Annotated in this window: 20 protein-coding genes and 1 tRNA gene; 6 read left to right on the top strand and 15 right to left on the bottom strand. The window is 74.1% G+C overall.

What is annotated here, in order from left to right; all coding sequences use genetic code 11:
- Positions 1-14: 14 nt before the first annotated feature.
- Positions 15-90: transfer RNA gene (locus ACFWI8_RS17850), tRNA-Arg, on the top strand.
- Positions 91-196: 106 nt separating this feature from the next.
- On the opposite strand, the gene ACFWI8_RS17855 is transcribed toward ACFWI8_RS17850, so the two are convergent.
- The gene (locus tag ACFWI8_RS17855; protein WP_387092019.1) at positions 197-709 is read right to left on the bottom strand and encodes a GNAT family N-acetyltransferase; all 513 of its coding nucleotides are present in this window, start codon (positions 707-709) and stop codon (positions 197-199) included.
- Positions 710-937: 228 nt separating this feature from the next.
- Between ACFWI8_RS17855 and ACFWI8_RS17860 the strand changes: the two genes are divergently transcribed.
- Positions 938-1,942 (top strand): LacI family DNA-binding transcriptional regulator, encoded by a 1,005-nt coding sequence (locus ACFWI8_RS17860; RefSeq protein ID WP_387092022.1) that lies wholly within the window; start codon positions 938-940, stop codon positions 1,940-1,942.
- A 4-nt stretch (positions 1,943-1,946) separates the two neighbouring features.
- Here the strand turns inward: ACFWI8_RS17860 and ACFWI8_RS17865 are convergent, their stop codons facing one another.
- The gene (locus ACFWI8_RS17865; protein WP_387092024.1) at positions 1,947-2,525 is read right to left on the bottom strand and encodes a TetR/AcrR family transcriptional regulator; all 579 of its coding nucleotides are present in this window, start codon (positions 2,523-2,525) and stop codon (positions 1,947-1,949) included.
- A 173-nt stretch (positions 2,526-2,698) separates the two neighbouring features.
- On the opposite strand from ACFWI8_RS17865, the gene ACFWI8_RS17870 reads away from it, so the two are divergent.
- The 3 genes from ACFWI8_RS17870 to ACFWI8_RS17880 all read left to right on the top strand — a co-directional run bounded on the left by ACFWI8_RS17870 (position 2,699) and on the right by ACFWI8_RS17880 (position 5,383).
- A complete protein-coding gene (locus ACFWI8_RS17870) occupies positions 2,699-3,757 on the top strand; it encodes an NAD-dependent epimerase/dehydratase family protein (RefSeq protein WP_387092026.1) in 1,059 nt (352 codons plus the stop codon).
- Positions 3,758-3,820: 63 nt separating this feature from the next.
- Positions 3,821-4,780 (top strand): TIGR03557 family F420-dependent LLM class oxidoreductase, encoded by a 960-nt coding sequence (locus ACFWI8_RS17875; RefSeq protein WP_387092028.1) that lies wholly within the window; start codon positions 3,821-3,823, stop codon positions 4,778-4,780.
- A gap of 27 nt (positions 4,781-4,807) precedes the next feature.
- Positions 4,808-5,383: a hemerythrin domain-containing protein gene (locus ACFWI8_RS17880; RefSeq protein WP_387092031.1), complete on the top strand. Its 576-nt coding sequence runs from the start codon at positions 4,808-4,810 to the stop codon at positions 5,381-5,383.
- A gap of 33 nt (positions 5,384-5,416) precedes the next feature.
- Here ACFWI8_RS17880 and ACFWI8_RS17885 read toward each other — a convergent pair whose 3' ends face one another.
- The 12 genes from ACFWI8_RS17885 to ACFWI8_RS17940 all read right to left on the bottom strand — a co-directional run bounded on the left by ACFWI8_RS17885 (position 5,417) and on the right by ACFWI8_RS17940 (position 15,358).
- Entirely contained in the window at positions 5,417-5,695 is a 279-nt protein-coding gene (locus tag ACFWI8_RS17885) for a gas vesicle protein K (RefSeq protein WP_387092033.1), read from the bottom strand.
- Positions 5,692-5,925 carry a gas vesicle protein gene (locus ACFWI8_RS17890; RefSeq protein WP_387092036.1) on the bottom strand — a complete coding sequence of 78 codons (234 nt, stop codon included), beginning with the start codon at positions 5,923-5,925 and terminating at the stop codon, positions 5,692-5,694. Before ACFWI8_RS17890 ends, ACFWI8_RS17885 begins: the two co-directional genes overlap by 4 nt.
- Positions 5,922-6,728 (bottom strand): GvpL/GvpF family gas vesicle protein, encoded by an 807-nt coding sequence (locus tag ACFWI8_RS17895; RefSeq protein WP_387092039.1) that lies wholly within the window; start codon positions 6,726-6,728, stop codon positions 5,922-5,924. Before ACFWI8_RS17895 ends, ACFWI8_RS17890 begins: the two co-directional genes overlap by 4 nt.
- On the bottom strand, positions 6,725-7,060 hold the full coding sequence (locus ACFWI8_RS17900; protein WP_311600452.1) for a gas vesicle protein: 336 nt from the start codon (positions 7,058-7,060) through the stop codon (positions 6,725-6,727). Before ACFWI8_RS17900 ends, ACFWI8_RS17895 begins: the two co-directional genes overlap by 4 nt.
- Positions 7,057-7,965: an SRPBCC family protein gene (locus tag ACFWI8_RS17905; protein WP_387092042.1), complete on the bottom strand. Its 909-nt coding sequence runs from the start codon at positions 7,963-7,965 to the stop codon at positions 7,057-7,059. Before ACFWI8_RS17905 ends, ACFWI8_RS17900 begins: the two co-directional genes overlap by 4 nt.
- A gap of 5 nt (positions 7,966-7,970) precedes the next feature.
- Complete coding sequence (locus tag ACFWI8_RS17910; RefSeq protein ID WP_387092044.1) at positions 7,971-8,420, bottom strand: hypothetical protein; 450 nt, start codon at positions 8,418-8,420, stop codon at positions 7,971-7,973.
- Entirely contained in the window at positions 8,417-8,689 is a 273-nt protein-coding gene (locus ACFWI8_RS17915) for a gas vesicle protein GvpG (RefSeq protein ID WP_311600458.1), read from the bottom strand. Before ACFWI8_RS17915 ends, ACFWI8_RS17910 begins: the two co-directional genes overlap by 4 nt.
- A 7-nt stretch (positions 8,690-8,696) precedes the next feature.
- Positions 8,697-9,467 (bottom strand): GvpL/GvpF family gas vesicle protein, encoded by a 771-nt coding sequence (locus ACFWI8_RS17920; RefSeq protein WP_387092047.1) that lies wholly within the window; start codon positions 9,465-9,467, stop codon positions 8,697-8,699.
- A gap of 2 nt (positions 9,468-9,469) precedes the next feature.
- Positions 9,470-9,958: a gas vesicle protein GvpJ gene (gvpJ, locus tag ACFWI8_RS17925; protein WP_387092051.1), complete on the bottom strand. Its 489-nt coding sequence runs from the start codon at positions 9,956-9,958 to the stop codon at positions 9,470-9,472.
- Between the two features lie 27 nt (positions 9,959-9,985).
- On the bottom strand, positions 9,986-10,309 hold the full coding sequence (locus tag ACFWI8_RS17930; protein WP_387092054.1) for a gas vesicle protein: 324 nt from the start codon (positions 10,307-10,309) through the stop codon (positions 9,986-9,988).
- Positions 10,310-10,372: 63 nt separating this feature from the next.
- The gene (locus ACFWI8_RS17935; protein WP_387092056.1) at positions 10,373-13,507 is read right to left on the bottom strand and encodes an FAD-binding and (Fe-S)-binding domain-containing protein; all 3,135 of its coding nucleotides are present in this window, start codon (positions 13,505-13,507) and stop codon (positions 10,373-10,375) included.
- Positions 13,508-13,561: 54 nt separating this feature from the next.
- Positions 13,562-15,358, bottom strand: coding sequence for a thiamine pyrophosphate-requiring protein (locus ACFWI8_RS17940; RefSeq protein WP_387092059.1), 1,797 nt, complete (start codon positions 15,356-15,358; stop codon positions 13,562-13,564).
- Between the two features lie 248 nt (positions 15,359-15,606).
- On the opposite strand from ACFWI8_RS17940, the gene ACFWI8_RS17945 reads away from it, so the two are divergent.
- Positions 15,607-16,545 (top strand): DMT family transporter, encoded by a 939-nt coding sequence (locus ACFWI8_RS17945; RefSeq protein WP_387092062.1) that lies wholly within the window; start codon positions 15,607-15,609, stop codon positions 16,543-16,545.
- Here ACFWI8_RS17945 and ACFWI8_RS17950 read toward each other — a convergent pair.
- A complete protein-coding gene (locus ACFWI8_RS17950; RefSeq protein ID WP_387092066.1) occupies positions 16,520-18,784 on the bottom strand; it encodes a right-handed parallel beta-helix repeat-containing protein in 2,265 nt (754 codons plus the stop codon). The two genes, ACFWI8_RS17945 and ACFWI8_RS17950, sit on opposite strands and share 26 nt — an antisense overlap.
- Between the last annotated feature and the right edge of the window lie 60 nt (positions 18,785-18,844).

Here is an 18,844-nt window from a genome sequence, read left to right on the forward strand (position 1 = left end):
ATGACCGAAGACCGGCCCCCGTAGCTCAGTGGATAGAGCAGGCGCCTTCTAAGCGCTTGGCCGCAGGTTCGAGTCCTGCCGGGGGCGCCACACGGACGTGAGGCGCTCGACCGTCGGGGTGAAAAAGCTCCTCTCCTGCCGCCCGGGGACGACACGCGGGCCCAGAGCCCGGCGCGCCCCCGCGCGGCCGCGGAGGTCAGACGCCGAACGCCGCCGGGTAGCGCACGGTGCCGCCGGGCAGCGGGTGGTCGGCGTCCAGGGTGAGGGCCATCAGGGCCTCGTCCGGGACGTCGAAGGTCACGCCGATGCCGTGCTCGGAGGCGCGCGTGAAACCGAACCTGGGGTAGTAGGTCGGGTGTCCGAGGACGACCACGTGGTGCTCGCCGAGGTCCTCGGCGGCCCGCAGCGCGGCGCGGACGGCCGCGGTTCCGGCGCCGGCGTTCTGCTGTCCCGGCCGGACGGCGACCGGGCCCAGGCACAGGGCCGGGGCCTCGTCGATGTGACAGCGGGTCAGCAGGGCGTGGCCGACGAGCTCGCCGCGCTCGTCCGCGACGACGAGGGAGAGCCCTTCGAGCCACGCGCTCCGGTCGGCGCGCAGGGCGTCGACGAGATCGGCCTCGAGCGCCGTGGGAAAGGCTGCGAGGTCGATCTCACGGATGGCGGAGCGGTCGGCGCCGGTCTCGGCGCGGGTGATCCAGGTGTTGCCCATGGCAGGTGAGAGTCCGTTCCGGAGAAGTGTGTCTGGACGCCTCGCGAGCTCACGCTCCCGGCGAGGCGGGACAGGGCGGGTCAGGCCACGCGCCGGGACGTGAGGGAGACCCGGGCGCCGAACGCGGTGGCCCTGAGCGCGGTCATCAACCTCACCTCCCCGATTCTCACTTCCGAGCGAACACGAACGGGGGCAGCATACCTCTCTCCTGTCAGGTACTTTCGTCCGATGAACAACCGTCGCCCCACCATCGAGCAGGTCGCCGCCCGGGCCGGGGTGGGCCGTGGCACCGTCTCCCGGGTGATCAACGACTCGGGCGCGGTGAGCGAGCGGGCGCGAGGGGCGGTGCTCCGGGCGATCGACGAGCTCGGCTACGTGCCGAACCGCGCCGCCAGCGCGTTGGCGGCGCACCGCACCCGGACCGTGGCGCTGGTCATGTGCGAGACGGACGAGCGGCGGTTCGAGCAGCCGTACTTCGGCCAGATCGTGGGCGGCATCGGGGCGGCCGCCGAGGCGGCGGGTCTCGCGCTGACGCTGCGGCTCACGCAGTCGCCGGCCGAGCGCGCCGCCCTGGTCGACCAGCTGCGCGCGCAGCGGGTGGACGGCGTGTTGATGATCTCGCTGGTGTGCGAGGACCCGCTTCCCGCCCTGTTGGAGAGCCACGGGGTGCCCACCGTGCTCGGCGGCCGGCCGTGCGGGCTCGACGTGGTGCCGACGAGCTATGTGGACGCGGACAACCTGGCCGGCGCCCGGCGCGCCACCGAGTACCTGATCGGCCGGGGCCGCCACCGCGTCGCCACCATCGCGGGCCCGCAGGACACCTCCGCGGGCATCGACCGGCTCGCCGGCTACCGGGAGGCGCTGGCCGGCCGTCCCGAGCTGGTGACCTACGGCGACTTCAGCGTCTCGGGCGGCATGGTGGCGATGCGTCGGCTGCTCGACTCCTACCCGATGCTCGACGCGGTGTTCGCCGCCTCGGACAACATGGCCCTCGGTGCCCTGTGGGCGCTCGAGGAGCGGGGCCTGCGGGTGCCGCAGGACGTGGCGGTGGTGGGGTTCGAGGACGCGGTGGTGACCTCGCACGCGCAGCCGGCGCTCACCACGGTGCACCAGCCCACGGCGGCGATGGGCCGGCGGATGATCGAGCTGCTGCTCGACCGGATGACCGGCGCGCCGGCGGCCGACGCGCCGGTCATCTGCGACACCAGCCTGCTGGTGCGCGAGTCGGCCTGACCCGTCAACCGCCGGCGAAGCGGTCCACCAGGAGGTCGAGCCGTCGGTCGGCCGCCGCCCTGGGCAGCCGGCCGGAGCGGGTGAGGGCGACCAGGCCGTGCAGGGCCGCCCAGAAGACCTCCGCGAAGGTCCGCTGGTCGACGTCGTCGCCCGTGACGTCGGCGAGCGGGTCGAGCAGCGCCTGGAACGCCGCGCGCAGCGGCGCGGGTGAGGCGGCGTCGGCGAAGAGCGGCCCGGTGTCCAGGAGGAACAGCGCGTCGTAGAGGGCGGGGTTGCGCTCGGCGAAGTCGACGTAGGCGCGGGCCAGGGCGGCGACCGCGGCCGGGCCCCTGGGGACGTCGGCCACGGCGTGGGTGAGCGCCGCGGCGAGCTCGGTGGCGCCTTCGAGGGCCACGGCCCCGACGATCTCGTGCTTGCCGCTGAAGTGGCTGTAGAGCACGGGCTGGCTGTACTCGATGCGCTCGGCGAGCCGGCGCGTGGTGACGGCCTCCCAGCCCTGAGCCTCGGCGAGCTCGCGCGCGGTGGCGACGATCAGCTGGTGGCGGTGGGCGCGGTCACGTTCCCTGCGTTCCTGTACCGACATGGCACGAGACTAGCGCCGCTAGACAGACGAGCGAAGGCACCCGATCCGCGACCGCCGCCGAACGACGGCGGCCTCGCCGCCTTCGCGCCGCTGGTGGTGAGCCTGGTGTGACGGCGCCGCGTCCCGGGTACCCGGGGCGTCCCCGCCGCCCAGCCCCGAAGGGATGAGAAGGCATGCGCGTCGTGGTGGTGGGCGCGACCGGCAACGTCGGCAGCGCCCTGGTCCGTGCCCTGGCCGGCGATCCGGCCGTGACCTCCGTGTTGGGGCTCGCCAGACGAACGCCCGACTGGACGGTGGCCAAGACCTCCTGGGACTCGGTCGACCTGCGCACCGAGCGGTCCGCCGTCGAGCTGACCGAGTGCTTCCGCGGCGCGGACGCCGTGGTGCACCTGGCCTGGATGCTGCAGCCGGCCCGCGATCCGGCGCTGACCTGGCGGGCCAACGTGCTGGGCACCACCCGGGTGCTCGACGCGGTGGCCGCGGCCGGGGTGCCGACGCTGGTGGTCGCCTCCTCGCTGGCGGCGTACTCACCAGGACCCAAGGACCGGGCCGTGGACGAGAGCTGGCCGACGCACGGCTGGCCGGGATCCGCCTACAGCCGGGAGAAGGCGTACGTCGAGCGGCTGCTCGACACCTTCGAGCTCAGGTCGCCCGACACCCGCGTGGTGCGGATGCGGCCCGGCTTCCTGTTCTCCCGCGAGTCGGCGGCCGAGCAGCGGCGGCTCTTCATCGGCCCACTGCTCTTCGCGCCCATGGCGCGGCCCGAGCTGAGCCCGGTCGTCCCCGACCTGCCGGGACTGCGGTTCCAGGTGCTGCGCACCGGCGACGCCGCGGACGCCTACCGGCGGGCGCTCACCAAGCCGGTGCGCGGCGCGTTCAACCTGGCCGCGGACCCGGTGGTGGACCCGGCCCTGCTCGGTCGGCTGCTCGACGCCCGGCCGGTCCGGCTGCCAAGGACCGTGCTGCGCGGCGCGCTGGCCGCCGCCTACCGCGGCCGGCTGGCCCCGGTGCCGCCACAGCTCCTCGACGCCCTGCTGCGGCTGCCGCTGATGGACTGCTCGCGGGCCGCGGACGAGCTGGGCTGGCGCCCCAGGTTCGGCGCCGAGGAGGCGCTGCGCGACCTGATCAACGGGCTGCGCCACCGGACCGGCGCGCACACCCCGCCGCTCGAACCCGACCTGCCAGGCGGCCGGTTGCAGGAGCTCGCCACCGGCGTCGGCCGCCGCCCCTGAGCGGCCACGCGCGAGTGAGCGACACACCACACGAACAACGAACGGGAACGAGGTGTCCCAGTCATGACCACGTACGGCTACTTCCTGGCCAGCGAGGACCACGGCCCGCGCGAGCTCGTGGAGCAGGCACGGATGGCGGAGCACGCGGGCTTCGACTCGCTGTGGATCTCCGACCACTACCACCCCTGGCTCGACGCCCAGGGCCAGAGCCCGTTCGTCTGGTCCACCATCGGCGCCCTCGCCGAGGCGACCTCGCTGCCGGTGGAGACCGCCGTCACCTGCCCCATCATCAGGACCCACCCGGCCGTCGTCGCCCAGGCCGTGGCCACCAGCGCCGTGCTGCACCAGGGCCGTTTCCGGTTCGGCGTCGGCAGTGGCGAGGCGCTCAACGAGCACATCCTGGGCACCGCCTGGCCCGAGGCGCCGGTGCGGCTCGAGATGCTGGAGGAGTCCCTGGAGATCATCAGGCGGCTGCTGACCGGCGAGCGGGTGAGCCACCGCGGCCGCTACTACACGGTGGAGAACGCCCGCCTCTACACCGTGCCCGACGAGCCGGTGCCGATCGACGTCTCCGGCTTCGCGCCGGCCGCCACCGACCTGGCGGCCCGCGTCGGCGACGGCTTCGTCACCATGGGCCCGGAGGCCGAACTGCTGCGCCGCTTCCGCGAGAACGGCGGCGGCGACAAGCCGGCGTCCTGCGGGATCAAGGTCTGCTACGACACGGACCAGGACAACGCGGCCCGCACCGTGCTCGAGCGCTGGCCCAACATGTTCCTGCCCGGCGAGCTGGCCGCGGTGCTGCCCGAGCCCAGGCACTTCGAGCAGGCCAGCACCCTGGTCACCGAGGAGCACGTGCGGAACGGCCCGATGCCGCTCGGCGACGACCCCGAGGAGCACGTCAGGTCCCTCACCGCCTGCCACGACGCCGGCTTCGACCACGTCCACGTCAACCAGATCGGCCCCGACATGGAGGGCTTCTTCGACCTCTACCGCACCAAGATCCTCCCCCAACTGCCCCGCTGAGAAGGCGATCCGAGAAGGAGGTACACCATGACCGCCGCCGCACACCCGGAAGACGACGTGATCCGCATCCTGCTCGACCAGCACGCGCGCATCCGCGAACTGTTCACCGAGGTCAAGTCCGTCAGCGGCGTCCACCGACAGCAGGCGTTCGACGAGCTGCGGGCGCTGCTGGCGGTGCACGAGACGGCCGAGGAGATGATCCTGCGGCCGGTCGCCGAGGAGACCGCCGGCCCGGTCGAGGCGGACGCGAGGAACCGGGAGGAGGAGGCCGCCAACCGGGTGCTGGTGATGCTGGAACAGCTGGACGTCGACAGCCCCGACTTCGACCGGACCTTCCTGGAGTTCGAGCAGTCGGTGCTGCGGCACGCCGAGCACGAGGAGCGCGAGGAGTTCCCGGCCGTGCGGGCCGGGCGCACCCCCGCGGAGCTGGAGGACATGGGCCTGAAGCTGCGGGCGGCCGAGAAGGTCGCGCCCACCCACCCGCATCCGTCGACGGCCGGCAGGCCGGCGGCGCAGTGGGCGCTCGGGCCCTTCGCCTCGCTGGTCGACCGGACCAGGGACGCCATCGACGCGGCGGCCCACCGGCCAAGCCGGCCCCGCTGAACCCCGGCCCCGCCGCCCCGGGACAGTCCTCGATCAGTCCCTGGGCAGCAGGGAGCCGAGCGGCCCGAGGTCCAGGTTGAGGTCCTCGGGCCGCAGCCCGTACCGCTCGCGCAGCTCCCCCATCGCGCGGTCGAGCAGCATCAGGGTGGTGCCGATCCGCTCGGTCTGCTCCTCCGTCAGCTCGCCCGAGTCGACCCGGCGCACGGCCTGCCGTTCCATCAGCTGGCGCAGCAGCTCCACGACGGTGAGCACCAGGGCGACCAGGTCCCGGCCGACGGTGTCGGCGTCCAGGTCGAGGCGGCCGGCGGTCACAGCGGCCCGCCGTCGGCCCAGGGCGCCGGCACCCGCTCGTTGACGGAGGAGAGCAGGGCGTGCAGCGAGAGCCTGACCAGCGGCACCTCGGCGATGGCGATCACCAGGTCGCCGCTGATCACCACGCCGGTGGCGAGCACCCGGTCGAGCAGGTCGACCAGCGGCACGCCGATGGGCCCGTGGCGGAGGTCCTCGCCATGCCAGGGGACCGGCTCGGTGGTGGCGGTCACCGCTCCCCGCCCTCGTCGAGGCCCGCGAAGGAGTAGGGGGCCCAGGGCCCGGTGAGCTCCACCGTCACCCGGTCGGCGAGGTCGGGGTCGGCGCGCAGCGCGGCGACGGCGGCGGCCAGCTCGCCGGCCCGGTCGTGGTCCACCAGGTAGGTGGCGTTGAGCAGTTGCCGGTGCGGCTGGCCCGGCGCCGGCTCGTGCGGGCGGAGCCGGCGGGCGGCGGCGGCGATGGGGCGGAGCGCCGCGTCCACCCGCTCGGCCGCCTCGGCGGCCGCGTTCCTGCGCTCCTCGCGGTCCTGCTGCAAGCCTCTGATCCGGTCCAGGTAGGCGCGGCCGGTGAGCGGGGCCCCGGTCGGCTCCTCGGCCGGCCGGGCGGCGCCGGTCGAGAGGACCTTGACGCCCCACTCGGCGCGTCCCGCGACCCGGTCGAGGGCGGCGAGGAAGCGCGGGGCCTCGCGGGCGACGGCCTGGCGAGCGCGCTCCTCGCCCTGGTAGAGGGTGGCGAGCGGCAGCGGCACCACCGGGCAGGCCCCGGCCACGGCCGCCACCACCCGGTGGTGGTCGGTGGCGCACCGCTCGACGAAGGCGCGGTCGCCGAGCCGGTCGCGCAGCGCCGCCTCGGCGTAGTCGGCGGCCGGCAGGTCCTGCACCACGGCGGCCAGCGGCCCGGCGGCGACCAGCCGGACCCGGCCGACGGCGTCCCGGTGCCCTGGCAGTCCGTCGAGCGGGGGCCGGGCGTCGCCCCGGCAGACGGCGAAGACGCAGGTGGCGACGGCGGTCTCGACGGCGCTCGGGGGCCGGGTCATCGCTTGTGGTGCTCCTTCTCCTCCAGGGCGGCGAGCTGTTCGCGCAGCAGCCGGTTCTCCTCGGCCAGCGCGTCGTGGGCGGCGCGGGTGGAGAGCGAGGGCTCGGTCTCCCACCAGTTGATACCGGCCCGCTTCGCGGTGTCCACGGAGGAGACGAACAGCCGCAGGCGCACGGTCAGCAGCTCGATGTCCAGCAGGTCGATCTTGATGTCGCCGGCGATGACGATGCCCTTGTCCAGGACGCGTTCCAGGATGTCGGCGAGGTTGGCGGTCCGCGGCGGATAGGGCTCGAGCGGCTCGTAGTTCTCCAGCGGCTGCGGGATCCGGCTCATCGCCGTCTCCTCCCGCCCCGCGGCTTGCCGCCGCCCTCGTCCTCGCCGTCCTCCTCGTCGCCCTCTTCCTCGTCCTCGCCCTCGTCCTCCTCGTCCTCGAACTCCTCGTCCTCGTCCTCGTGCTCCTCGTCGTCGGCCAGCCCGTCCTCGTGGCTGCGCACGACCTCGCCCTCGCGGATCTCGCCGCGCCAGCCCTCGGCCTCCTCCTCGGCCTCCAGCGTGACGTAGCGCTGGAAGTGCTTGAGATCGAGGCGCAGCCGGCGGCCCTGGGCGCGCCAGAGGTTGGCGGTCTTCTCGAAGAAGCCGGCCGGGTAGTACTGGACGACCACCACGATCCTGGTGAGGCTGGGCGCCAGCTCGTGGAAGGAGACCACGCCGCGGGTGCTGCCCCGGGAGCCCTCCGAGGTCCACTCGATGCGGTCGTCGGGCACCTGCTCCTGGACGGTGGCCTTCCAGTCGCGGGTGGAGGGCCCGATCTTGGCCTTCCAGGAGCTGGTGATGTCGTCGTCCTCGCGGTCGACGCTCTGGACGCCCTTCATGAAGCCGGAGAACTCGTCGTACTCGCACCAGTAGTCGTAGCAGGCGCGCAGCGGCACCCCGACGTCCAGGGTCTCGATGATGCTGGTGAACTTGCCGCCCTTGGCGCCCTTCTTGCCGCCGCCCGCCTTGTCGGCCGCCTCCTTGACCCGGTCGCTGGCCTTGCCGACGGCCGAGCCCGCCGCGTCCTTGGCCCGGCCGCCGACGGCCCCGGCCACCATGCCGGCACGGTCCTTGGCGCCGCCGGTGAGCCGGTGGAGCTGGGCGCCGGCGAACCTGCCCAGCTCCTCGCGGAGCCGTTCCAGGCTCTCCGCCATGACGTCCGGCTGCTGCTCCTCGGTGTCCTTGCCCTGGTCCTGTCTGGCCATGTCGTTCACCGCCCTCCGGACGAGCGGGCCGTGCCGGCCTTGGCGCGCTGCTGGGTGGTCTTCTTCTTGCCGCCCTTGCCCGCGGTGCCCTGCCGGGAGTGCTGGGCGCGCCCGGTGTCCCGCTTCTCCTCCTCGGGCTCCTCCTCGCCGCCGTCCTGCTCGTGGTGGCCGTCGAGGAGGACGCTGCGGGCCTGGAGCGCGTCCGCGAGCGCGTCGATGCGGTGGCCGGCGATGTTCCGCCCGGCCTGGAGCAGTTGTCCGCCCATCTGGCCGAGCTGCGGCATGCCGGGCTGCTTCTCGTCCGAGCCCGATCCCGAGCCGTGCCGGCCGCCGCCGAAACCGCGGCTGACCACATAGCTCGCGATCGCCAGGGCGACCTTGGCCTTCTTGGTGCGGCCCATCAGGTAGCCGCTGGCGATGCCCGCCGCGAGGGCGGCTCTGGTGGTTTCCTTCATCGTCGCCCTCCGGCGTGTCGGGTGTGCCATCCTTCGTCGGCCGTCTGGAGTCGCTGGATGCGGTGGAGGATCGGCTCCTCCTCGCGCTCGAACTCCGCCTGGTCGATCTCCCCCTCGTCCAGGGCCCGGTGCAGCGCGGCGAGCCGCGCCATCAGCGGCGCCGGGTCGTAGTACTCCTTCTCGGCGGCCTCGGCCACCTGGTCGGTCAGCCAGCGGACGCCCCGCACGGGGGCCAGCGGGAGGAGCAGCAGCCCGGAGAGCAGTCCCATTCGCGGGTCACCGCCCGCCGGCCGCTGGCGTGTGCGCGGCGGTGCCGGCCGCCTCGGGTCGGGGCGTCACGAAGCTGAAGCAGGGCAGCGGGCCGCTGAGCCGCAGTTCGGCCCGGTCGCGCAGCTCGGCGGCCCGGCGCTCGGCCGTGGCCCTGAACTCCGGTTCGCGGGCGGCCTCGACCAGGAACGAGACGTTGCCGACGCACTCCGGGAGCTCCGGCCCGGGCGCGGTGGCCTCGGCGAGCGAAGCCAGTTCGCGCAGCGTGGTGGCCGCAGCCTCGGCGGCGCGGCGCCGCAGTCCGGCGGCGACGGCCTCGCCGAGGCGCACGCTCGCCTCGTAGCCGGGGCGGCGCCTGGCCGCCTCCCGCAGTCGGCGGACGGTCCGGTCCTCGCGGACGAGGTCGGCCATGGCCTCCTCCACGGGGAACGCCTTGAGGTTCAGCTCCAGGCGGCCGTCGAGCCGTTCGAGGGTGGCGAGGTGTTCGGCCTCGTCCTCCCGCAGTCGCCGGCGGACGGCCTCGGCGTCCGGCGCGACCACGCCGAAGCGCATGGGGATCACCGGTCCTTCGGCGGCGAGTGCCAGCAGGAGGTCCTGGTGGGCCAGCAGGTCGCGCCTCCGGGCGAGCAGCCGTTCGGGCGGCGCGCTGACGACGGCGGCCAGCGGCCCGGCCCGCAGCACCCGCGGCCTGGCCGGTGGGGAGCCGACGCCCCGGCGGTCCGCCGGTGGCGTGCGGCCGGCGTGCACGACGCCGTAGACGTAGACCTTCCCGGTGGCCATGCTCAGCCCCTGCCGGGGCCGTGTCGGCGGGTCTGGCGGCGCAGCCCCTCGGTGGCGCGCTCGCCGGTCTCCTCGACGGCCTCCCCGGCGTGCTTGAGCTTCTTCTTGACGGAGCGGTGGTGGCCGGGGGTCAGGGCCTCCTTGGCCTTGTGCCCCTTGCGTTTCACGGCCTTCTTCAGTCCCTTGCGGGCCGCCGCCTCGGCCGGGTGCCTCGCCCCGGCCATGCCGCCGAAGAGTTCGGGGACGGTGCGGGAGCGGCTGTCCTCCTCGAGGTCTATCCGGTTGCACGCCTCGGCGAAGCGCAGGTAGGTGTCGACGCTGGCGATCACCACCCGGACGTCGATCTTGAGGATCTCGATGCCCACCAGCGAGACCCGCAGGAAGACGTCGATGACCATGCCGCGGTCGAGGATGATGTCGATGACGTCGTAGAGGGTGCCGGTGCGCGGGACGCAGGCGACGTCGTCGCGGTAGGTGGTGGTGACCGTCATGCCGGGTCTCTCCTTACGCTGCGGGCGTCAGTAGACGCCCTCGGGTTCGGTCGGCGCGGCGCGCCGGAAGCGACGCACCCTGCGGTAGCGCAGGAGCTCCCCGTCCTCGTCGAGGTCGACCTGGTAGGTGGCCAACAGGCTCGTCGTGTCCGGGATCCTGGGCACTTCGAGGACGTCGACGTCCACCCGCCAGCCCTCCTCCTCGCGCGAGACGGCCGAGACGCCGTCCACCGGGTGGCCGACCAGTTGTTCGATGCGTCCGCTGGCCCTGCGGGCGGCCCCGAGCGGGCCGCGTACCGGCTTGGGCCGGCGCCTTGCGTGGCGGCCTGGCCGCTCCGAGTCGTCTCCCATGTGACGAGTCTGCGCACGGTCCTGCCGGCCGCGCGCGCGGTGCTGGGCCGTCCGGGCGGCGGGTTACGGCGTTCGGCGGCCGCGGCCCGCGCGGTACCTGGCGGTGGTCGCGAGGGTCGCGGCGAGGGCGGTGGCCGCCGCGGCGGCGGTCGCGGTCGCGGCGGCCAGCCGGCCGTCCGCGTGGTGGAGTTCGGGGCGCGGCGCGGCGACCGTCTCGGGGCGGTCGGCGGGCGCCGGGGTTGAGCCTGGCAGGCCGAGCGCCAGGGCCTCGGCCAGGTGCATGGCGCGGCGGCCCGTGTCGGACTGGTCGATCTGGGTCCGGCAGCTGAAGCCGTCGGCGAGGATCAGCGTGTCGGGCCCGGCGTCCCGGACGGCGGGCAGCAGCACGCGTTCGGCGCACGCCATCGAAACGTCGTGGTGGCCGCGTTCGAAGCCGAAGTTGCCGGCCAGGCCGCAACATCCGGAGTCGGGGATCTCGGCGTCGATGCCGGCCCTGCGCAGCACCTCGCGGTCGGGGTCCTGGCCGAGCACCGCGTGCTGGTGGCAGTGGGTCTGCACGAGGGCGGCGCGGCGCACGGCCGGCGGGTGCCAGCCGTCCGGGGCGTGCCGCAGCAGCGCCTCGGCGAGCGTGACGGTCTGGCCGGCGAGGCGCCGGACGTCCTCGTCGTGGCTGAACATCTCGGGCGCGTCGGCCCGGAAGACGGCGGTGCAGGAGGGTTCGAGGCCGACGATCGGCGTGCCGGCGGTGAGCCAGGGCCGCAGCGTGTCCACGGTGCTGCGCAACACCCGTGCGGCGCGGTCGAGTTGGCCGGTGGAGAGCCAGGTGAGCCCGCAGCAGACCGGCCGCTCGGGGACGGCGACGCGCAGGCCCGCGGCCTCCAGGACCTCGACGGCGGCCTGGGCGACGTGCGGGTGGAAGTAGGTGCTGAAGGTGTCGGGCCACAGCAGCACGGCGCGCGGGTCGCCGGGGATCGGCTCGGGCACGCCGCGTCCGCGCCACCAGTCGAGGAAGGACCGCTCGGCGAAGAGCGGCAGGTCCCGCTCCGGGGTGACGCCCGCGAGCCGCTTGCCGAGCGGTGCGAGCCCGGGGGCGTGCAGGGCGGCGTTGACGGCGCGGGGCGCGGCCTGGGCGATCCTGGCCCACAGCGGCAGCCAGCCGAGCGTGTAGTGGGCCGCCGGGCGGGGCCGGCCGGCGTAGTGGTGGGCGAGGAACTCGGCCTTGTAGGTGGCCATGTCGACGCCGGTGGGGCAGTCGGACTTGCAGCCCTTGCAGGCCAGGCACAGGTCGAGGGCGTCGCGCACCTCGGTGGAGCGCCAGCCGTCGCTGATCGCCGCGTCGGCGTGGCCGCCCATCATCTCGAACAGCAGCCGGGCGCGGCCCCGGGTGGAGTGCTCCTCCTCGCCGGTGGCCCGGTAGGACGGGCACATCACGCCGCCCTCCTGGGAGCGGCAGTTGCCGATGCCGACGCAGCGCATCACGCCGCGGCGGAAGAGGTGGTCGTCCTCGGGGTAGTCGAAGTGGGTGGGGGTGTCGTGCGGGCGCCAGCGCGGGCCGAGCCGCAGTTGGCCGTCGAGCGGGTTGGGGCCGCGTCCTGGCACCGGCGAGACGATCTTGCCCGGGTTCATCCGGTTGTCCGGGTCGAACAGGCCCTTGAGGGTGGCGAACGCCGCCACGAGCCGCTGGCCGAACATCCGGTCGAGCAGTTCGCCGCGCGCCTGGCCGTCGCCGTGCTCGCCGGAGAGCGAACCGCCGTAGGAGACCACGAGGTCGGCGGCGCGCAGCATGAACTCCCGGAAGCCGGCGACCCCCTGCGCGTTCCTGAGGCCGAACGGGATGCGGGTGTGCACGCAGCCCTGGCCGAAGTGCCCGTAGAGCGACGGGTGGTCGTAGCCGAACTCCTCGAACAGCCGCTTGAGGTCCCGCAGGTAGTCGCCGAGCCGCTCCGGCGGCACGGCCGAGTCCTCCCAGCCCTCCCAGGTCTCGCGGCCGTCCGGCGGCCGGGCGGTGACGCCGAGACCGGCCTCCCTGGCCTGGAGGAACTTCTGCTCCCTGAGCGGGTCCTCGGAGATCGCCACCCGGTCGTCGTCCTCGGCCAGGCCGAGTCCGGCCAGCAGCCGCCCGGCCTCCTCCTGGGCCTCCTCGGGGGTGTCGCCGCCGAGTTGCACGAACAGCCAGCTGCCGCCGCGCGGCAGCATCGCGAGCGAGTCGGCGTGCACCCCCTCCTCGCGCATCAGCTGCGCCATCCGGTCGTCGAGTGCCTCCAGTTGGAGCGGCCGGCAGTGTTCGAGCACCCGCGGCACGTCGTCGGCGGCGGCGCAGACATCGGGGTAGCCGAGCACCACGAGGGCGTCGGCCGCCTCGACCGGCACCAGGTCGAGCTCCGCGCGCAACACCGTGACCAGCGTGCTCTCGCTGCCGACCAGCGCCTTGGCCAGGTCGAAGCCGTTCTCCGGCAGCAGCGAGTCGAGGTTGTACCCGGAGACCCGGCGCGGGATGCGGGGGTAGCCGGCGCGGATGTCGTCGGCGTACTCCTCGGCGAGCGCGCGCAGGCCCCGGTAGAGCCGGGCCGGCTCGCCGCCGGCGGCGAGAATCTCCTGGTAGCGGCGCTCGTCGGTGGGCCCGACCCACATGCGGGCCCCGGTGTAGGTGAGGACCTCGAGCGCCCGCACGTTGTCGACGGTCTTGCCGTACGCCTGCGCCGAGGCGCCGCAGGAGTTGTTGCCGATCATGCCGCCGAGCGCGCAGTGCGTGTGGGTGGCCGGCTTGGGGCCGAACTTCAGGTGATGTTCGGCGAGTTGCCGGTTGAGGGCGTCCAGCGTGATGCCGGGCTCCACGACACAGGTCCTGGCCGCCGGGTCGACGGAGACGAGCCGGTCGCAGTACTTCGTCCAGTCGATCACGACGGCGACATTGGTGCACTGGCCGGCCAGGCTGGTGCCGCCGCCCCGGGAGAGCACGGGCGCGCCCTGTTCGGCACAGACGGCGACGGCCGCGGCGGCGTCGTCGACGGTGCGGGGCAGCACCACGGCGAGCGGCACCTGCCGGTAGTTGGAGGCGTCGGTCGCGTAGGCGCCACGACTGCCCGGGTCGAAGCGGACCTCGCCCTCGACCCGGGCGGTCAACTCGGCCTGTAGCCGGCGCATGTCAAGGCCGGCGAAGTCCTCGGGCCCCGGGTCGCGCACCAGGCGCTCGCTCATCGGATCACCGTCCTTCTTCGATGGCCCCCCGGGGTCGCGCCGCCGGTCGCGGGCTCAGCCCCGGCCGCGGCGGCCGGGCAGGAACTCCTGGACCTTCTGCTTGAGGCCGATCTTGACGACGTCGGCGCGGTCCGGGTCGCCCTGCAGCAGGGCGGACACCGTGGACTCGGCCTGTTCCCAGGTGGCGTGCGGCGGGATCGGCGGGACGGCCGGGTCGGTGACGAACTCCAGCACGCTCGGCCGGTCGGCGGCCAGCGCCTCGCGCCAGGCGTCCCGCACCCCTTCCGGGCTGTCGACCCGCACCGCGTGCAGCCCGATGGAGCGGGCGAACTCGGCGTAGGGCACGTCGGGGATGCGCTGCGAGGGCTCGAACTGCGGAGCCCCCGACATGGCCCGCATCTCCCAGGTGACCTGGTTGAGGTCCTGGTTGTTGAGCACCCCGACCACCAGCCGCGGGTCGCGCCACTCCCGCCAGTACTTGCCGGCGGTGATCATCTCGGCGAGGCCGTTCATCTGCATCGCGCCGTCCCCGACCAGGGCGATGGCCGGCCGGTCCGGGTGGGCGAACTTGGCGCCGATCGCGTAGGGCACGCCGGGGCCCATGGTGGCGAGGTTCCCGGAGAGCGAGCCGCGCATCCGGCCGCGGAACCTGACGTGCCGGGCGTACCAGTTGGCCGAGGAGCCGGAGTCGGCGGAGATGATCGCGTCCTCGGGCACCACCTCGGAGAGGGCGTGCGCCACCAGCTCCGGGTTGATCGGGTCGGCCTCGGTGGCGGCGCGGCGGTCCATCGTCTTCCACCAGCGCTCGACGTTCCGCTCGATGTCGCGCCGCCAGACGTCGTGCTTCTTCTGCTCCAGGCGCGGCAGCAGCAGCCGCAGGGTCTCGCGGGCGTCGCCGATGAGGTTGACCTCGAACGGGTAGCGCATGCCCGCCATGTGCGGGTCGAGTTCGATCTGCACGCCCCTGGCCTGACCGAACCCCGGCAGGAACTGCGTGTAGGGGAAGCTGGACCCGATGGCGAGCAGCGTGTCGCAGTCCCGCATCAACTCGTAGGAGGGGCGGGTGCCGAGCAGGCCGATCGCCCCGGTGACGTACGGCAGTTCGTCGGAGAGCACGTCCTTGCCGAGCAGGGCCTTGGCGACGCCGGCGCCCAGCCGGTCGGCGAGTTCCATCACCTCGTCCCTGGCGCCGGCCGCGCCCTGGCCGACCAGCACCGCGACCTTGCCGCCCTCGTTGAGCAGCGTGGCGGCGCGCTCGATGTCCTGTTCCGCGGGCACGGGCGCGCCGGTCGAGGTGTCGAGGCTGGACGGCACCATCTTGAAGGCGTGCGTCGGCGGCTGGTAGTCGAGCTCCTGCACGTCGGCCGGGATGATCACGGCGGTGACCGTGCGGCGGGCCCGGGCGGTGCGGAAGGCGCGGTCGATGACGTTGGGCAGCTGCTGGGGGACGGTGACCATCTCGCAGTAGTCGGAGGCCACGTCCTTGAACAGCGAGAGCAGGTCGACCTCCTGCTGGTAGGAGCCGCCCATGGCGCTCCTGTTGGTCTGTCCGACGATGGCGACGACGGGCACGTGGTCGAGCTTCGCGTCGTACAGCCCGTTCAGCAGGTGGATCGCGCCGGGCCCCGAGGTGGCCGCGCAGACGCCGACCCGGCCGGAGAACTTGGCGTAGCCGACGGCCTCGAAGGCCGCCATCTCCTCGTGCCGCGCCTGGATGAACTGCGGCTTGTCCTCCGCCCGCCCCCAGGCCGCGAGCAGCCCGTTGATGCCGTCCCCGGCGTAGGCGAACACGTGCTCCACTTCCCAGTCGCGCAACCTGCTCAGCACATAGTCCGCCACCTTCTCGGCCATGAGACGGCTCCATTCCTCCGCGTCGGGGACAGCAATCCGGAGCAAGCCGGACCAAGGACCACAAATGGCCCCCTGCCTTGGTAACACAGACGGAGCAGTCCCGCCCCCCGAGGCCGCTCCCCCACGGCCTCGACCGGGCCGGCCGGATCCCGGGGCGCGCCCCCCGTCGCACAGAAGTCTGATCTTGAGACGCGCCGAACAGGTGCGGAACGCTGTCCGGTGCCGTCCCCGACCCAGGAGATCCGGCCATGAGCAACGAACCGGCCCCAGGACCCAGCCGGAGCGGCGACCTGAGATCCGCCACCGCCGCCCTGGGCGTCGCCCTGTGCGCGGCCCTCTCCGGCACCGTCTCCGTCCTCGTCGCCGGTCTCACGCTGTCCCCGACGGTCATCGCCTTCTGGCGGGTGGTGACCGCCGCGGCGGCGCTCGCGATCCTGCTCGCGCCGTCCCGGCACCGCCGGCTGCTGCGCTTCCCAGGACCTGTGGTCCTCGTGCCCGGGGTGCTGATGGGCGTCCAGTGGGTGATGCACTTCGCGGCCCTGCAGCAGACGTCGATCATCAGCGCCGTGCTCATGACCTCGACGGCCCCGGTCCTGGTCGCCCTGCTGGCCCCGCTGCTGCTGCGGGAGCGGCCGACCCCGCTGTCGCTGACGGCGCTGCCGCTGGCCGTCGCCGCCACGGCGGTGGTCGTGACGGGCGGCGAGGGGGGCGCCGAACTCTGCCCCGTCGGCGTGGCGTTCGGGGCGGGCTCCGCGCTGTCCTACGCCCTGTGGATCATCTGTCTCAAGCGGTACGCCGACGACATCGACCCGACCACCCTGGTGTTCTACCAGACGCTGGTGGCCGCCCTGGTGCTGAGCCCGACGTACCTGCTCGCCAGGCCGGCCCTCACCCGGGACGAGCTGGGCCGGCTCGTCCTGCTCGGCGTCCTCCTCACCGCCTGCCTCGGCATCGCCTACCAGAGCCTGATGCGGCGGGTGACGGCCCTGGAGCTCGGCGTCCTCTCCTACGTGGAGCCCGGCACCGCCGCCCTGTTGGCGGTGGCCCTGGAGGGTGAGCCCCTCAGCCTGGAGATCGTGGCCGGGGGCACGGCGATCTTCCTCGCCGGGGGCCTGGTCACCCTCGGAAACCTGCGGAGCCCCCGGGACCGTGCCCCCGCGCTCACGCCGGCAGGTCGTACTCCGTGAGCGATATCAGCGCGTCCTGCTCGGGGTTGGTGAGCTCGGCGACGCGCATGGCCTGGCGTTCCGTCATGTTCTGGAACAGCTGGCGGGCGGTGCGGCCGTTGCCGAAGCCCTCCCCGCGCGGGATGGCGCCCAGGTAGCCGGTGAGCGCCTTGCGGGCGCCCTCCGTGAGCTGGTACCGGTGCCGGCGGGCGTTGTGCTCCACGATGCTGACCAGCTCCTCCGTCGAGTAGTCCGCGAAGGTCAGGCTGCGGGTGAAGCGGGAGGCCAGGCCCGGGTTGGAGTTGATGAAGCGGCTCATCTCGCCCGGGTAGCCGGCGGCGATGACGACGACCTCGTCGCGGTGGTCCTCCATCAGCTTCACCAGGGTGGCGATGGCCTCGCTGCCGAAGTCCTGCGCCACCCCGGCCGGGGTGAGCGCGTACGCCTCGTCGATGAACAGCACCCCGCCCATGGCCTTCTCGAACGCCTCGGTGGTCTTGGGTCCTGTGTGACCGATGTACTCGCCGACCAGGGCGCTGCGGTCGACCTCCACCAGGTGGCCGCGGGAGAGCAGCCCGAGGGCGCTCAGCAGCCGGCCGTAGAGCCTGGCCACCGTGGTCTTGCCGGTGCCCGGGTTGCCGGCGAAGACCAGGTGGCGGCTGAGCGGCGGGGCCGGCAGGCCGGCCTCCTGCCGCATCCGCACGGTCTGCATCAGCTTGACCAGGCCGCTGACGTCCCGCTTGACGCCGTCGAGACCGACCAGCTCGTCCAGTTCGGCGAGGAGTTCCGGCAGCGACTCCTGGGTCGGGCCGTCCTCGTACTCGTCCCCTGGCCGCTCCGCGGTGGTGGCGGTGGCGGTCGGCCTCGGGGCCGCGGCGGCCGGCCCCTGGCCGCGGTTCCGGTCCCGGTCGTGGTCGTGGTCGCGGGGCCTGCGGCGCCGGTCCTGTCCCGGGCTGTGCGTGGGCGGGTGCTCGGGGCCGCCGTGGCCGCGGTCGAGCCCGGGCAGCCGGGGCGAGCCGACGTTGATCGCGACGCAGTTCTCGAAGACGGCGTGGGCGCCCTCGCCGAGGCCCAGGTCGTGCGCGGAGTCGAAGACCCGGCAGCCGCGGAAGCGCGGCGCCGCGTCCCTGGCCACGTGCAGCGCGGGCAGCGCGCTGGCGATCACGTCGCAGTGGTCGAAGGTGCCCCTGGCGCCCTCACCGACGAACACCCCGTGCTTGCCGGAGCGCGCCACCCGCACCCCGCGCAGCCGCGGGTCGGCGCCCGCCGACAACTCGACGCCGTTGCCCTGCTGCCCGGTCACCGTGCAGTAGAACAGCAGCGACTCCTCGGTGGAGCGCAGCCTGACCCCGGTCTCGCCGCCCGTCACCCGCGCCCCGCGGGCCATCACCCGGGCCTGGTCGCGCACCTCGACGCCGGAGAGCCGGGCGCCGGCCAGCGTCGACTCGTTGATCTCGGCCTTCGCCGTGTGGTCGAGACGCACCCCGGAGCGGGCCGCGTTCTCCACCCGGCAGTCGGTGAGCAGCGCCTCGGCCGCGTCCTGCACCAGCACCCCGTTGCGGCCCGCGCCGAACAGGCCGCTGCCGCGCAGCAGCACCCGGGAGGTGTCGCGGGCGCGCAGCGCGGAGCCGGAGCCGCCGTGCACCCGCAGCAGGTCGGCGCGGAGCACGGCGCTGCCGGAGACGGCGACGCCGATGCCCTCCACGCCGTCGATGGCGGTGTCGTCCAGGCGCGCCAGGGCGTCCCCGGTGAGGTGCAGCGCGGTGTGCCTGGCGGCCCGCAGCCGGGTGCGCCTGGTCACCAGCACGCCGCCGGCGGTGGGGTCGGCGAGCTCGGCCGACAGGTCGTTGTCCAGCGGGATGGTGCCCACCGGGACCTCGGGGCGCGCGGTGAGGTTGCGGGAGCCGAGCACCTCGACCCGGCCGTGGCTGACGACGCAGTCCTCCAGGGTGAGCCCCGAGGCGTCCTCCACTCGCAGCAGCGCCTCGGCCGGGTCCGCGCCGCGCAGCACCAGGCCGCGCATCCGGCAGTCGGGCGCGGCCACGGTCAGCGGCCCGGCGGCCAGCGGCACCGCGACGGTCACCGAGCCGTTGCCGTGCTGCGGCAGCAGCGTCACCCGGCGGGCGAGGCGGAACGACTCGGCGTACTCGCCGGGCGCGACGCTGATCACCGCGCCGGCCGGGGCGACGGCCAGGGCCTCGGTGATCGTGCGGTGCGCGCCCCGGGTGCGGGGCGCGACGCGGATCGGCTCGTCGGTCATCGGACTCCTAGCGTGGAGATCCCGGGTTTCGTCCGGGGGTTGGAGAAGCGTCGGGGCGCT

This window comes from Streptomyces sp. NPDC127098 (assembly GCF_042722465.1).
GTDB classification, from domain to species: domain Bacteria; phylum Actinomycetota; class Actinomycetes; order Streptomycetales; family Streptomycetaceae; genus Streptomyces; species Streptomyces millisiae.